We start from the raw sequence: 15378 nt of genomic DNA on the forward strand, positions 1-15378 counted from the left end.
ATTTTTGCAAATCTAATGCAGATCTTGTTACTTTATGAACGTAGTGTGCCGCAGATAAGATTATCTGAAATGATAAAGAAATCCTATAAAAAACAAATAATCATTCCATTTAGTGGGCGCGGAGTTTGGTCTAAAGGAATAGCTAAAGAGCTCATCTGTATTTTTTCACGTTAGTAAGTTATGCTCCATTAGCAATTAAGGAAAATGTGAGGAGGAAACATGGGAAAGGGCATTTTTGATGTATTAGCTATTAATCCGATGTCAGATTTTGCTGAACTTAAGGAACTTTTTATTCTCAAGGCCGGTCAGATTCATCCTATAAAGACAGTTAATCAATCAGGAAGAGAAACCGCCGATTTTTATGAACTACTCGATGCTTATGAGCAAGTTAATACGGAAGCAAAACTAAATAAATATTATGAGTTTTATTGTAGCCAATTAGCTGTTACCTCCATGACAACAGACTCACCAGAGACAAAAATAGAACACCACCCATTGGATTATACGGCGTTTTTAATCGATGAATATTTACCTGAAAAGGGTCGTGATTTTAAAGATGGCTTAGTGGATGTATTTATTCCGGTGGGCATTATTTTTTCTTCTGACAACAGTAAAGCAGAGGATTTTTATTTTAAATTTCCTCCTTTACCTGAAAATTATCGTGGCGAAGCACTTAAAAGAAGTTTCGATTTTGATGGTTTAGCTCGCGTCATAACATGCAGGAATAAAGAGCCATTGCACGTCGGTTTAACTTATCAGGAAGCTGAAGCGATTGTTAATTTGCATAGCCACCATGTTTATAGCATTATTGTTAACACGACTATTCCCTTAGCGTGTCTTTCGGCAAGGCGGATGAATGAATCAGAGATGTTCCTCGAACATTATGGTGTAACGCGTGTAACGTCTCGCACCAATCATTTTTGTTTACATAAGGCACTAATTACGGCTGACGCGATTATTGCAGTTAGCGTTATGGAAAATTATCAGAACACCATAAAGCTGCCTTACAAACAAGCCAATTATTATTATCAGCGGCCGTGGCTTCAAGGCTGTCAAGTAATCAACCGAACACATCCTTGGTCTGTGGCAGAGGTTCGGAGCGATATGCAACCTATTGCAAGGCAAGTGGCAAAAATTGGCGGCAGTCCTTTATATAAAAAAGAAAATGACAAAGCAGTAACTCAACTTAAAATCACTGAAGAATTAAGACCGGGCTTAGAAGGGAGAGGGAGCCTATTTTAAAAGCGGTCTATCTCGGACTGCCCCTGTTTCATGCACGTTTTGGCAGTGCTATAAATAATGAGCCGGTGTGATTTAGGGCATTTGCTTCAACACCAGCTTGGTCACCCTCACCCTTATAGACGTCAACATGAGCGCCCATAATGGCACCGCCTGTGTCTTGGGCCACACACAAGGAAGTAGATTTTTTACAATTATAAATAAAACTCATTCCTATAGGAATTACCTTGTGATCGGTTGCGCATGAAACATGGGGAGTTAGAGAAATATTTTCTGAACCATAAGGCCCTCCATCTTCTTTAGCAAAAAATACAAAGCTTTGATCGCGATTTCGCAAGTCGGCAGCTTTATCGCGGTTAAGAGGGTTATCTAGATATTGGCGAATTTGCTTTTCTGATGCGGCGCTTTGTTTAATTTCTTTTGACACATTACAGCGTAATTTTGCCTCATCATGACATTTAGGATCTTTAGCACAGCGTTCCATTGTATCAAGGTTGCCGCCGCAAGTTGGGTCTTGTGCGCATTGGACTATGCGGCCAAGCATGGTGCGTGGCCTGCCATTGGCACCATCGTAATTGATATGAAATAATTTGCCATCAAGAATTAATGAACCAGAGCCTTCAACCATTAAAAAAGCAGGGTCATTTGGGTCTTTAACATAGCCAATTATATATTTTGGATTTAACGCCCCATGATCTATTTCGTGTCGGTCTGGAACTACAGAGTATGTACCTTTGGCATTTTTCAGACAAAATCCACGCGCCATTTTGGTAAGCGGGTCAACTCCGCAAAGGGGCATTTTCAAATTAAATTTCTTGCATTCCGACGCTGCATTTACAACACCTGGGTTGCCATAGATAGGATATAAAAATTCGCCACCGCGTTTGCTGCGAGCTTCAACAGCAGTTGGTGCGTAATAGGCAGTAAACTGAAACTCACCCTTTTTAAATCCGGCATGATTTTCAGGCCAGCCATCGCTTTTATACCAGTCAAATGCGCTTTTGATGTTCGCTAAATATTTTTGAAAATCGCCATGGGCAGCTTTTGCAAGAGTGAGCATTTTTTTGTTGCTATTAAGACACCATTCTTGGCGCTTGAATTTATGACCAGCAATAGTCACCGTCTGATATTCACCATGGTTTTTATTGCAGTTTTCAATTTGATTATTTAAGGCGCTGATAACTTCATCCATATTGCCCGCAGGGTTATCTAACGGTAGTTCTGATGCCGAAATTTTATGAAATTTAAAGCGCAACACACCGGGCTCTTTGGCGGCCATTTTTTGTCTTGAGGTAAAGTCCGCAAGCCTTCTAATATCTAAACAGCGCTGGATTGGATCAGCAGGAAGGGCTGCTTGTGTGATGATGCTAATGGTCATTAGTGCAATGATTAAGGCTGATTGAAACATTGGTATCCTTTTCTGCAGAATTTTTTAAACGTGTTGATAATCGGGGTGAATTTTATAAACAAGAGATTAAGCAGCACCGTTGTGGTGGCAATAAAACCTATTTGCAACACCAAACTTAATTTATCACTCGTCGTTGTAAAGCAGTAATTAAGGGCGAAGATTGATAATAAAGAAATTACCATAATGGGGGCGAGATCTGCAAATAACCAGCGCAGATGAATGTTCTTCACTAGTCGCTGATGTACAAATGCGGTCCAGATGATAAAGAAGCAGAGGTTGGCTAAGAGCCATACCCACGCGGCGCCAATCATACCATAGTGCTGTGTTGCCCAAATAATAGTGGGGATTAATGCTGCGGCAAAGCAGCTATTACCTATTACGTGTAAGCGCAGATTGCCGTGGGCATATTGTAAATAATAAGGAAAGGTGGTGAATGCCAGAGCCGCATTACCCAATGCATACAAGCGTAGTACGGGGGCGGTTTCTTGCGCCACCGTAAGATTATTGGTCCATAGCCAAAGCACTTGTTCGGGGAACAACGCCAGGATGATACTTGCGGGGATGGTGATGGCGGCAACAAATTGAGTTGCTTGGCGATATAAAGCCAGCAGATTTTTTTCATCACCTTCTGCTTTCATTTTCGCCATGCGTGGCATAAGTACCATACTAAAAGGGGCACTAAAGAGCATGACGCCACTGGCGGCAAGCACACCAAGGGTAAAATAGCCATATTCAGTTAGGGATAACAGTTTGGAAAGAATTAATTTATCGGTTTGGGTGATAACTATCCAAATTGAGGAGGTTACGGAGATACTTAAAGCAAAAGGTAAAATGGGTTTAATGGTGGCGATTAGGTCTGTTAAGCGCCAGGTTAGGCGTTCCTCTATGGCTAAGACAGGAAAACCTTTGATTGCTTTAATTGCCAGGAATCCCAATTCGAAGACGGAAATAATAATTTGATAGAGGAAAAATAGGAAGGGGGTCGTGCCGATGTAGATTAAAACCAGCAATACGCCAAGATAACGCAAGGTAGTAAAGACCCAGGTATAATAACTTAGCCAAATAAATTGCTCTGCTCCGATAACCGTAGCGCGGTATACGCTGCACATCCAGCGCAGCGCAACACCGGCTGCCATTAATTGAATTGCAGTTTGCACCTCGTTTAGGGGTAGGTTTTGTACTTTAAGCCAGGAATGAGCGACATAAGGGGCAAGCAGGAATAGTGTCCCCGCACCGATGAGCATAATCACAAAAAACAGCAGTTGTAAGACCCGTAATAGTTCGCGATAAGTGCGCGGGCTTAATGCCCCTGCACGCATGCGCGTTGTTTCGCGTGAAATGCTCGGGCTTAAGCCGAGATCCAGCATATTAAACCAGTTCTGCAAGGTGGCAAAAAAACCAACTAAGCCATAGGCTTCAGCACCCATGTATTTTAGGTATAAAGGTAAAATAAGAACACCGGCCAGAGTCATGTAGATTTGACTGGCATAATTGGCGATAAGGTTCTTTTTAAAACTCACGTGTATCCTGGCTGGCTAGCTCTTACTGCATTACTAGGGTGTAATAAGTATCGACAATACGTAATTTCTTTTTCCTTGTCAATTGGCGGCGTTTGTAAACGGGCAGGGTAATTATCCTTTGACATAATTATCGTTAGTATTTTAGTATCCGGCACAGGCATGAACCCTGACTTAATGGAATTTTAGAGAGGTATTTACGGTGCAAATGGAGAGCTTAGGCAGTAACACTGAGATTAGTTTGATTGAGTTATTCCACCTCTTTTATCAAAAAAAAAGGGTGCTTGTATTAACCACCCTTTTGGGGCTGGCCCTAGGATTTGCCGTTGTATTTTTTAGTAAACCTGTTTATGAGGCGGCGATTAAAGTTACGGCAGCCAGCGAAGGAGACATCGCCGCGTTTAATCTTGGACGTTCATGGAATAAATCTGCATTAAAACCCATGAGCGCGGCTGATATTTATCTTATTTTTAATAATGAGTTATTATCTGAAACAGCTAAAAAAGCTTTTTTTAATCAGTTTTATCTATCATCTTTATCGCTGCAGCAAAAAGAAAAATATTCATCAGCACACCTTTATGCCTCTTTTATCAAGAATTTCGCCATTATCGAACATCCTAAAGGTGTATCGGAGGCTTTTTCTAAATTCACCATAGCGATTCGTGGCGATAATCCCCAGCAAGTGACAATTTGGTTAAAGCAATTTTTGCACGTTGTGCAAGCGCAAACGTTAACTAAGATTCTTAATAACATTAAACAGCAAAATTCCGTCTTAGTTTATAATTTACAGCAACAAATCGATAGGGCGCGTGAAACTGCTAAAGTAGAACGTCATGACCGTATTACCCAACTTAAGGAAACCATGCGCATTGCTCAATTAGCACGTCAAAATGAAGACGATCTTTTTGATAGTGCGCTAAATACCAAGTATCCACCCAATCCAGCACTACTACGTGCCGAGATAAAAAATCTCTCGGCGCGTAAGTCGGATGATGCGTTTATTCCCAAGTTACGCACATTACAAGCGGAACTGGACTTTTATAAGTCATTAGCCGTTAATCGCAATCAAGTTGCGGTTTTTCATTTAGATGGTGCGATCGAGACGCCTAATACCCCGATTTCACCGAAGAAAAGATTGATTATGATGGTTGCGTTGGTGTTGGGCTTGCTGGCTGGGGTGTTGGCTGTGATGTTACAAATAGCCTGGTGTAAAGAACAATATCGCAAGGCGTCATTGGCTTAATAAAACCGCTTCTTGGGGCGTTTGTTCCATAGCCCCATCAAAGCTAATGAATTTAACTTCGTCTATCCTTGCTCCGTTCGGGCTAAAGCGCCTCATCAGCCCGAACGGTTTTGGAGTATATCAAAAAGGCTTTTTTTCCCTTAATTTGCCCCATGGGGCGTTTGCCTCTACAGCAGGGCTTCATTACGGCAATAACTTTTGTGGTAAATCATCTAATACACGACTGCCAGTACAAAACATCGCAACTTTTAATTCATATTCGATGGTTAACATTTTTGTATGCACGTGTTCCGCTGATTCTAAAGCAGCTTCCAGCATTGGTTTGGCATAGCCTACCGTTGTTGCACCTAAGGCAAATAGCTTGGCCGCATTAAGTCCGTTGAGAACTCCACCGGAGCCCCAAATCTCAAAGGAAGGCTTTAGAGCCGCGGCATTCCGTACGGCGGTTGCCGTATCAATACCCCAATTTTTAAAGGTGATTGCTGCCTGATGGCGAATTGAATCCTGGGTTGCACGATGTCCTTCAATTCGTCCCCAGTGCGTACCGCCTAAGCCACCTATATCAATCGCAGCAATTCCTATGTCATTTAAATGCATCATCGTGTTGCGTGAAAAACCACAGCCCGTTTCTTTGACTATAATGGGTAAGGCGAGTGTTTCTACTACATTCTCTAAGGCTTGCCAGCAGCCTTTATAATTTGTTGTGCCTTCAGGTTGCATGCATTCTTGCAATGGATTGCAATGGATAATTAGTGCATCCGCTTGCAGGGCATCAGTCAAGCGCTGGATGTCTGCTAGTGGGGTGTTAATCAATTGGGCGATGCCTAAATTACTGTATAGGCTTACTTGCGGAAAATCGCGCCGTAAATGTTTCCATTCAAAAGCTGCCTTCGGATCGGTCAGTTCGCGTCGTTGTGAACCCACACCCATTGCCCAGCCACTTTGCGCACAGGCTTCAACGAGATGGCGATTAATGTGTTTGGCGCGACGATGTCCTGCGGTCATGGAACTGATGAGAAACGGCTTTTTCACTATTTTACCAAATCGGGTTCCGGCAATGATGATTTCAGAAAAATCAAGATCGGGTAGGGCGTCATGTACCAAATGAATCGTGTCTAAAGTACTTAAATCCGTGGTTTGATTTTCCGCCATTAACGACAGTTTGATGTGATCTTGTTTCCGCTGCTCAAATTGCTCGTATTGATTGGTCATGAGGTTTAAGCCTATGTTACTTTGGTAATTGATTCAATAATTGGTGCATGGAAATGGCTGCATTAGCTACTTCAACACCTTTATGGCCATGTTTTCCACCTAATCTATCCCAGGCTTGCTCTTCATTTTCGGTGGTTAACACACCAAAAATCACCGGAATATTATACTCTAAAGAAACCTGCATGCAGCCTTGACTCACCAGATCGCAAACTAAATCATAATGACTGGTATCGCCGCGAATAACCGAACCTAAGGTAATAACTGATTTGGCGCTGCCAGTCATCGCCAGGCGTTTTGCCACTAAGGGGATTTCTACTGCCCCAGGCACTTCATATACGCTAATGTCTTGCCGGTTAAAACCACGCGCTACGAGTTGGGCTATAGTTCCCTCTTGCAAGGTTTGCGTTATTTCTCGATTGAACACACCGACTATAATGGCAACAGGAAAAGATTCCACGGGTGATGTATTTTCTGTTGTCAGAGCTGTGTTTTGCATTATTCCTCTCTTGTTCAGTCACGTCGTTTTATTTTATCATCCCTGCAATTTACCTCTTTATCCCTATATTTTCCACCCTATTTGTTTTGAAGCATGGCCTTTCGTGCGTTATTTTTATTTATATGGAATAATTATACTGTTTTAACTTAGCCAATATAAGAGGAATCACCTATGAGTACAGCGCGAATCATTGTTGGTATCAGTGGTGCATCCGGAATGATTTATGGTATTCGTCTTTTAGAAATGTTACGCCAAGCCTCAATTGAGACGCATCTTATTGTGAGCAAGTCGGCACAATTAACCCGTAAATATGAAACTGATTTGTCTTTGGCCGAATTGAAGGCTTTGGCTGATGTCTATCATCCTTGGAACGATATTGGCGCGAGTATTGCTAGCGGCTCGTTTCAAACCTTAGGTATGATTGTTGCCCCCTGTTCGATGAAAACATTGGCAGAAATTGCCCATGGCATTAGTTCTAATTTGCTTGGGCGTGCTGCAGATGTAACGTTAAAGGAACGTCGCAAATTGGTATTAATGCCACGTGAATCCCCGCTGCATTTAGGTCATTTGCAAAATATGGTTTCGGCTACACAACAAGGAGCCATCATTTGTCCGGCGATGCCCGCCTTTTATAATAAACCGCGGACTATAGACGACATCATTGATTACAGTGTTGGGAGAATTCTCGATCTTTTTGGTATTGACAGTGGCATCGAACGTTGGGAAGGTTAGGCGTAACTGCTCGTCAGCGAAAATAATTAGAGCAAATTCTTGAGTTTCACCGGATTCTAATGTTATTTGACAGGGTTCTCCATCTTTAAAGTTTGACATCGGTTATTCGGTATTTATTTTTATAAATGTTATCGGGTATTCGTTTTCTTATGCGCTTGCCCTGAAAAGTCGTTGTATTATGTGAAGCACTTAATAAATCCTTAATGCATTTGAGGCTCTTTGTACCATTGGGCTAAAGAAATCGATATTTATGATACTCGTGGTGTACGAATAGGTTTTATTGATGGAAATTTAGCAACAACTGAATCTGCAAAATTTACAATTTATGAATATGATGATGCAGGAAAGGCTACTGCAATTGGTGTTGCTTATGCAAATCCAAGTTTCGATCGATTTGTGATTTTGGCATCAAGCAATAATCTTCATTTTATTGCAGATTTGGATCGTAATGTTAGTAATAAAACGTGGAGTGTGTCGGTACATTATCCTGAAACAATAGATGATCGCATCATTCGTATTTTTGCTGGTTTTGTAATTGATCATGAGGATAAATTTTTATCAAATGCAGACGATGATTTTGATGATTTAATCAGTAGCAATCCCGCGAAATAACGTACCAATAACTGGATGGCAATTTTAAAAGTTAACTATTGCGTAAAATACACACATAACATAACTTAGAAAAGTTAAGCTGATGAATTAACTTTCAAGCATATTGGATTACAAGTTGATATTTCATCATTAGGTCAAGCTCTCCTCTATTACGAAAGAGTATACAAATACGAGCTTGATCTAGTGATGGCGTTGAGACAATGTTATTGTTGCGTATTGAGTGCGACCCAATTGGCGTATGTTTCGATAAAATTGCGTAGGAATTTTTTTGTATCTTCACTGGCCAGTTCGTCTTGCGCATTAAATAAATTTCCGGCGTTGCCTATATAGGCTTCTGGTTGCTGTAAGGCTGGAATATCTAAAAATACAAAAGTTTGGCGTAAATGTTGGTTTGCCCCAAAGCCACCAATGGCACCAGGAGAGACACTGATGATGGCGCCTGGTTTTTTGCTCCAGATGCTTTGCCCATAAGGACGGGAACCGACATCAATGGCATTTTTTAATACTCCGGGAATTGACCGATTATATTCTGGAGTAACAAAGACAACACCATCACAGGACTTCATTTGTTCGCGAAAGTGAGTCCATGCTTCTGGAACACGACCTTCGTCATCAAAATCTTGGTTATATAAGGGTAAGTTGCCAATTTCAATAATTTGTAAAGCAAGCGAGGAGGGCGCTAAGGCCATTAAGGCATGGGCCATTTTTCTATTTAGAGATTCTTTGCGTAAGCTTCCAACAATAACGGCAATTTTTTTGCTCATAATATACGGATCCTTGTAGTTTTTAATTAGAACAGAAAATACATTCTACTCATAATTTGCCGAGGATCTACTTTTTTTAGAAAAACAGGTAATAAAACTAAAGAAAGGCACAAAATAAAACACCCCGTTCACGCCAGAATGCAATATTCTGAAATGAACGGGGTGCGAGTAAATATGATTTAGACTACTTCAACTTCTTCAGCTTGAGGACCTTTTTGGCCATTGCTTGCTTTGAACATTACAGTTGCGCCTTCAGCAAGAGTTTTGAAACCACTGCCTTGGATTGCACTGAAATGTACAAAATAATCTTTACCGCCACTTTCTAAAAAACCGAAACCTTTGGACTCATTGAACCACTTTACTGTACCGCGTATTTTATCTGACATGTTAATTTCCTAAATTGTTACCAGAGCATTGTAGCATTATTTTATCAATTGTGCTGTTTTTTTATTAAATATTTTTAATATTTTCAATTTAATGGCAAAACACACATAATGCGCATACATCATAGATGATTTTTGCCAAAATTTCTAATCATTCACAAATTCATATTTGCGGTTTAATTAATTCGTCCCCATCTTCTTTTTGCAATGACAGAAAAATTGGCCCGGATAATAGGGTGAGCACACCAAGCATTAAAAAGGTTTGATGGAAGATTTTGACCGATAAAAGATGATGGCTTGAAAAGACACTGAGGAGTATTGCAGAAACCGCTACGCCAAAACTTTGAGCTAATTGTTGGATCGTACTCATGATGCTAGTTGCCGCACTCATGTCTTGTTCCGTGACATTGGCATAAGCTAAAGAGTTCATCCCTGTATATTGGAGGGAAATTAAAAATCCATAAATAAAAGTTAAGAGGCTAATACCATATACTGTTGATGCGGCGTTAATCAAACAAAAAGACCATAAAGAAATACTGACTAAGATGGTATTTAAAATTAATAATTTTTTATAACCAAACCAGCGCAAGATGTAAACGGATAATGGTTTTATTAAAAACACGCCCACCGCAACCGGCGCAAGTAAAAAGCCGGAAAGTTGTGAGGAGTAGCCTAGGCCAATTTGCAGCAGTAGCGGTAATAAAAAAGGTGTCCCGCCGAAGCTTAAGCGAGCAAATAAGTTACTAATCACTGACACACAAAACGTGCGACTGCGCAGTAGTTCTACTTTTATGATGGGGTGTTTGCGCTTACGAGAATGCTGTGCATAGGCAAGTAATAATAAAGTTGCAAGCATCAGCATCGTCAGCGAGCGCGTCATGCGGATATCTGATTCACTGAGCATGGATAAGCCGAAGGTTAAGAGTGCCAAGCCAGCGCCAAAAAGAACAAAGCCCAATTTATCCAGGGGTGGCACGGGCCGGGGAGGCATGGGGGGAAAGCGTTTGATGGAGAATAGCGCGGCCAAAATGCCAACAGGAACGTTGACCCAAAATATCCAGCGCCAAGAAAAATTGTGGGTGATGACTCCGCCTAACAAGGGGCCAAGCATCATTCCTAATGAGGCAACCATCACTACCAGACTCATTTTGGTGATGAGTTCGTGCCGTTCACAGGTACGCAAAATAATGAGGCGGCCTACAGGCATGGTTAATGAGCCACCTAAGCCTTGTATGATGCGCGCGCAAATTAACTCCCTTAAACTGTGGGTAAAACCACACCAAATTGAGCTTAAAGTAAATACGCACACAGCAATGATGAATACTTTTTTGACCCCAAACCGATCGGCAATCCAACCGCTGATGGGGATAAAAATTGCCAAACTTAGCAGATAGCTAATTAAGGCTAATTTCAGATCAATTGGGTTGACATGTAAGCTATGGGCCATGACTGGAATAGCAGTATTGATAATGGTGGTATCTACCGCCTCCATAAACATGGCAAAAGAAACAATGAGGAGGATAATATTCTTATTCATCAATTCAGTATATCAGTAGATTTATTGAATGTATTTATTTGCAAAGACGGTATTTTTTCTTATCGAGTGCACTTTGTTGTTGGGCCAAGACCCAATGGCCTATTCTTTATTCAAAAACGGTTTTAAAACCGAGAACGGGGCCGCTGATATCCATATCCCACAGGTAGTATCTTAATCCGCTTCCAGAGGCAAAACGCTGATGCAAGAAGCGATAGCCTAAATATAAAGTCATATTATTAAATAGCACTGGTTTGATTGTCTGATAACCAAAGTAAGTCTGGGCGTCATAACTATAATGAGAATTAGCGCCACCAGCGTCACCAGAGATGATAAAATGCAATCGTGGCTTTAAAGGGATAGTCAAACGAGCCCCTGCGATGGGGTCAGTCCAGGATTGATTATCTTTAAAAGTAAAAGGCCCCAAACTTATTTTAGTATCATTTAAAGTAAATCTTGCTCCGGCGAATAACTCTAAAGTTAATGCAGGGCTTTGAGCATCAAAAACCGGTTTATTAATTAAGGCATAAGAAAGGCCGCCGCTAAAAATGCCAAAATTATTACGTGCGCCGACAGGTATCGTATGAAGAGTATTATTATCCTTCAAAACGGAATACAAGGCATTGCCAAATAATCCCCATTTATTTTTATGAATATTGACAAAGAGCATGCCTCCACCTTGAAAATGTTTCATCAGATCAGCAAATGATTGAGAAACAGAAACACGCTCAGGCCCTACCTGAACTTGACCATGCATACTGGTGGCCCAAAGGTACGGTGCAACATCCATTTGCACTGAATCGGCGGCTGATGATGCCATGCTGGCTGTTGCCAATAAGCCCCTTAAGCTTTTAGTAACGTTTTTTAGGTTCATTTTATCCTTTGGTCTTTAAAAGTTGTCCTGTTACGTCCATCACGTAAGGAGGCATAACCAGCGGCATTTTTAAGGGGGTTGCTCCTTCCGAAAAATCAATTTTGGCCATGTCAATAGAGCGTAAAGTCATGTCATTATAAGTACGATAATAAAATATCTTATGGCTAATATCTTTAAACACCACCCATTCTGTTGTATCGCTTAGTGTTTTGCCATTCTCTATGGCGCGCACATAACCAGCAGGCAAGTCTACATTATTAATAATATGCTGAGCCAGATTCAGTAAATCAGTGCTGTTGTTGGCAGGATCTACGTTATGAACCATAAACGCTGTTTTTACAAAGCGTGAAGGAGGCGAGGCATCACCCGGAAGGCCTATTGCACCAGAGCCCTGGCCAGTTGCAGGATAGGTGATTCCATTTTGGGTAATGGGGTTGGCATTTGTTGCAGAGAGATTTAAATAATTACGCAAATTAGTTACTTGCCAATTATATTTAGGCGAGTTAGTCATGATACCTATATTTTCATCGACATTAATTTGGTTATTATAAAATTCAACCACTATTCCCTTGCCACTGGCATCATAAATGGAAGCATGAGCAGGAAGTATCGCCTCACCCAGTTGAGGAAGCAGCTGTTGTACCACATAAATGCCGAGAAGAGCCTGTTTTACTTCATCAATCGTTTTGAAGTTACTTAATACCCAGTCGCCAAACATAAAGTACGAAAGTGCTTGTGCTTCTTTGCCTTCGGGAGCACTTTGATATTGGGTTTCACCGGGCAGATATAAATATTCAAAAGATAAACCGTGCTCATTCATCCCATCAAAGCTTGCATTTACCCCAAAACCATCAAGATAAAGATAACCATACTTTGCCTTCCAGTTTAGGCCCGGTTTGCCATTGGGAGCCATACTGGAGAACTGTCTACCTCGAGGCGAGCTGCGAAGGTTTGATTTCAAATCTTGTCCAAACTCCATGCTGCGGGTAATTAGTAAAGTACCATCTTGCGCTTTTAAGCGAAAATCTGTGCACGCATGGCCGGGCAATGACGTGAATAGTTGCATTGATGCGACGGCAAAGAGACCTAGACAATATTTTTTCATTTGAACTCCTTGTTTTGTTTATTAGTTCCATCTCACGAATAGGTTAAATTGATAATGTCATGTTGATTAGGAAAATACAATGCGGAGAGAGTCTTCTTTGCAGAGGTCTATTTTTGACAGAAGAATGAAAAAATAACCCGCTGATTTTTAAATCATACATAAAAAAGGAAACTGATTTCATTTAAATTCATGCGATGGTTAGATCCTGCGTCAAGAATCGCTCAACATATTCTTCAAGCCAGCTAAATGAGACTTGGCTAAATTCTTCGAGCGTTCTTCACAACGCTCGACATTTTTACCAAACCATTCCAAATGATTAGGCGGCAATTCTTCTAGGAATCGGCTCGGTAAGCAATCTTGCATTTCCCCACCACGACGTCGTTGATTGGCTAAGGTAAAACAAAGCCCTTTTTGGGCACGGGTAATGCCAACATACGCCAAGCGTCGTTCCTCTTCAATTTGATCGTCATCAATACTAACCCGATGAGGCAACAATTCTTCTTCCATGCCAACCAGATATACATACGGAAACTCTAATCCTTTTGACGCATGTAAGGTCATGAGTTGTAATGACTCCGTATCTTGTTCATCAGACTGTTCTAAAATGTCAATTAAGATCAATTTATTAATGACATCGGCTAAGGTATGTTCGGGTTTTTTTGCCAGTAAACGGCCAACCCACTCGATAAGTTCCCAGACATTATCCATTCTTTTTTGTGCTTTGGCTGGTGTATCGCATTGTTCGTAAATATGTGCTTCATAACCACTGTCCTCAATCATTTGTTTTAAATGTTCTACTATTGAGCCTGTAGCTATACGTTTTTTAATTACTTCGATCCAGTATTTAAACTGCAATAAGGCTTTACGTGGTTTATCGGCAATGGCGTCTGTTAAGGCAAGATGATCTGCTCCGGCATAAAGACTGATTCCGCGGCCTTGTGCATAATGGCCCAAGGCATCAAGGCTGGATTCGCCAATACCGCGTTTGGGCGTATTAATTACGCGGAGAAATGCGGCATCATCCGTTTCATTACAAAGCAGTTTTAAATAGGCAAAGGCATCTTTGACTTCGGCTTTAGCAAACCATGATTGACTGCCACTGATTTTATAAGGAATCCCATAATGGCGCAGTACTTTTTCAAAGATTCGCGATTGATGATTGCCACGGTAGAGAATGGCATAGTCACCATATTCGGTGCGGGTGCGCATTTTATGACTGATCATATCGGTAACCACTTGTTCGGCTTCATCTTGTTCATCTTTACAACGCAACACACGTAATAAATCCCCCTGACCCAATTCACTCCATAGTTTCTTATCAAACAAATGTTGGTTATTGGCAATTAGATGGTTTGCAGCATGTAAAATAATATTCGTTGAACGGTAATTTTGTTCTAATTTGATGATTTTTAAGTGCGGATAATCGGCTTGCAATTGATTTAAATTTTCTGGTTTTGCGCCACGCCAGGCATAAATTGACTGATCATCATCGCCGACCACAGTAAAATGCGCTCGTACTCCCGTGAGTAATTTTACAAACAGGTATTGGCTGGTGTTGGAATCTTGGTATTCATCCACTAGTAAATGACGAATTTTATTTTGCCAATATTCCAATACCGCAGGATGTTCTTGTAACAACGTAACGGGCAGACGAATCAAATCATCAAAATCAACTGCATTATATGCTTTTAAGGCCTGTTGGTAGCGTGGATAGAGTAAGGCTGCCTCTTCATATAATGGTGCATCAGGCGGATTGCGAAAGACTTGTTCTGGCGTTAACAGATCATTTTTCCAGCGGGAAATACGTTGTTGAATTTGTAAGAGAAAATCACGTTCCGTTGCTTTATTCGCGGGTAAAAAACCGCGTAAAATTTGCACGCAGTCTTCACTGTCAAAAATAGAAAACCCTTTTTTTAACTCGCATAAAGCCAGATCACGTTTGATCATGCTCAAGCCTAGTGTATGGAACGTGGCGATTTTTAAACCACGACGATTGGCAGCAGGAAGAACTGCGGCCACGCGAGCCCGCATTTCATTGGCTGCCTTGTTGGTAAATGTTACTGCGCATACACTACTTGCAGCATAACCGCAGGTATTAATCAAATAGCCTATTTTTTGCGTGATTACTCGTGTTTTACCGCTTCCTGCGCCAGCAAGAACTAATAACGGCCCGTCTATGTAATGTACGGCTGCCTTTTGGTGGCTGTTTAGCATATCTAGTTCTCGCTCAGGAAAAGAGCGAATTATTGCCTCTCTGGT

The 15378-nt window shown here is 41.1% G+C and carries 14 protein-coding genes; 4 read left to right on the top strand and 10 right to left on the bottom strand.

Annotation, left to right across the window (positions count from 1 at the left end; all coding sequences use genetic code 11):
- Positions 1–219: 219 nt before the first annotated feature.
- Complete coding sequence (locus tag LDG_RS16430) at positions 220–1242, top strand: hypothetical protein (RefSeq protein ID WP_006872578.1); 1023 nt, start codon at positions 220–222, stop codon at positions 1240–1242.
- A 28-nt stretch (positions 1243–1270) separates the two neighbouring features.
- On the opposite strand, the gene LDG_RS16435 is transcribed toward LDG_RS16430, so the two are convergent.
- Entirely contained in the window at positions 1271–2647 is a 1377-nt protein-coding gene (locus LDG_RS16435) for an MltA domain-containing protein (protein WP_006872579.1), read from the bottom strand.
- Positions 2629–4167: a lipopolysaccharide biosynthesis protein gene (locus tag LDG_RS16440; RefSeq protein WP_006872580.1), complete on the bottom strand. Its 1539-nt coding sequence runs from the start codon at positions 4165–4167 to the stop codon at positions 2629–2631. The genes LDG_RS16435 and LDG_RS16440 overlap by 19 nt, the downstream gene beginning before the upstream one ends.
- Before the next feature lie 205 nt (positions 4168–4372).
- On the opposite strand from LDG_RS16440, the gene LDG_RS16445 reads away from it, so the two are divergent.
- Positions 4373–5407 carry a Wzz/FepE/Etk N-terminal domain-containing protein gene (locus tag LDG_RS16445; RefSeq protein ID WP_006872581.1) on the top strand — a complete coding sequence of 345 codons (1035 nt, stop codon included), beginning with the start codon at positions 4373–4375 and terminating at the stop codon, positions 5405–5407.
- A gap of 183 nt (positions 5408–5590) precedes the next feature.
- On the opposite strand, the gene fni is transcribed toward LDG_RS16445, so the two are convergent.
- Both fni and ribH read right to left on the bottom strand, forming a co-directional pair.
- Entirely contained in the window at positions 5591–6619 is a 1029-nt protein-coding gene (fni, locus tag LDG_RS16450; RefSeq protein WP_006872582.1) for a type 2 isopentenyl-diphosphate Delta-isomerase, read from the bottom strand.
- Positions 6620–6635: 16 nt separating this feature from the next.
- Positions 6636–7115 (bottom strand): 6,7-dimethyl-8-ribityllumazine synthase, encoded by a 480-nt coding sequence (gene ribH / locus LDG_RS16455; RefSeq protein ID WP_006872583.1) that lies wholly within the window; start codon positions 7113–7115, stop codon positions 6636–6638.
- 171 nt (positions 7116–7286) lie between these two features.
- On the opposite strand from ribH, the gene LDG_RS16460 reads away from it, so the two are divergent.
- Complete coding sequence (locus LDG_RS16460; RefSeq protein WP_006872584.1) at positions 7287–7847, top strand: UbiX family flavin prenyltransferase; 561 nt, start codon at positions 7287–7289, stop codon at positions 7845–7847.
- 219 nt (positions 7848–8066) lie between these two features.
- Positions 8067–8459 carry a hypothetical protein gene (locus tag LDG_RS16465; RefSeq protein ID WP_006872585.1) on the top strand — a complete coding sequence of 131 codons (393 nt, stop codon included), beginning with the start codon at positions 8067–8069 and terminating at the stop codon, positions 8457–8459.
- Positions 8460–8662: 203 nt separating this feature from the next.
- Here the strand turns inward: LDG_RS16465 and LDG_RS16470 are convergent, their stop codons facing one another.
- The 6 genes from LDG_RS16470 to LDG_RS16495 form a co-directional block, all read right to left on the bottom strand.
- Positions 8663–9223 carry an NADPH-dependent FMN reductase gene (locus LDG_RS16470; protein ID WP_006872586.1) on the bottom strand — a complete coding sequence of 187 codons (561 nt, stop codon included), beginning with the start codon at positions 9221–9223 and terminating at the stop codon, positions 8663–8665.
- 179 nt (positions 9224–9402) lie between these two features.
- Positions 9403–9609, bottom strand: coding sequence for a cold-shock protein (locus LDG_RS16475; RefSeq protein WP_006872587.1), 207 nt, complete (start codon positions 9607–9609; stop codon positions 9403–9405).
- Between the two features lie 160 nt (positions 9610–9769).
- Positions 9770–11143, bottom strand: coding sequence for an MDR family MFS transporter (locus tag LDG_RS16480; protein ID WP_006872588.1), 1374 nt, complete (start codon positions 11141–11143; stop codon positions 9770–9772).
- Positions 11144–11249: 106 nt separating this feature from the next.
- Complete coding sequence (locus tag LDG_RS16485; protein ID WP_006872589.1) at positions 11250–12014, bottom strand: hypothetical protein; 765 nt, start codon at positions 12012–12014, stop codon at positions 11250–11252.
- Position 12015: 1 nt separating this feature from the next.
- Entirely contained in the window at positions 12016–13119 is a 1104-nt protein-coding gene (locus LDG_RS16490; RefSeq protein WP_006872590.1) for a linear amide C-N hydrolase, read from the bottom strand.
- 210 nt (positions 13120–13329) lie between these two features.
- The gene (locus tag LDG_RS16495; protein WP_040536365.1) at positions 13330–15333 is read right to left on the bottom strand and encodes a UvrD-helicase domain-containing protein; all 2004 of its coding nucleotides are present in this window, start codon (positions 15331–15333) and stop codon (positions 13330–13332) included.
- Positions 15334–15378 lie beyond the last annotated feature (45 nt).

The sequence above is a fragment of the Legionella drancourtii LLAP12 genome (assembly GCF_000162755.2).
Taxonomy (GTDB): Bacteria; Pseudomonadota; Gammaproteobacteria; order Legionellales; family Legionellaceae; genus Legionella; species Legionella drancourtii.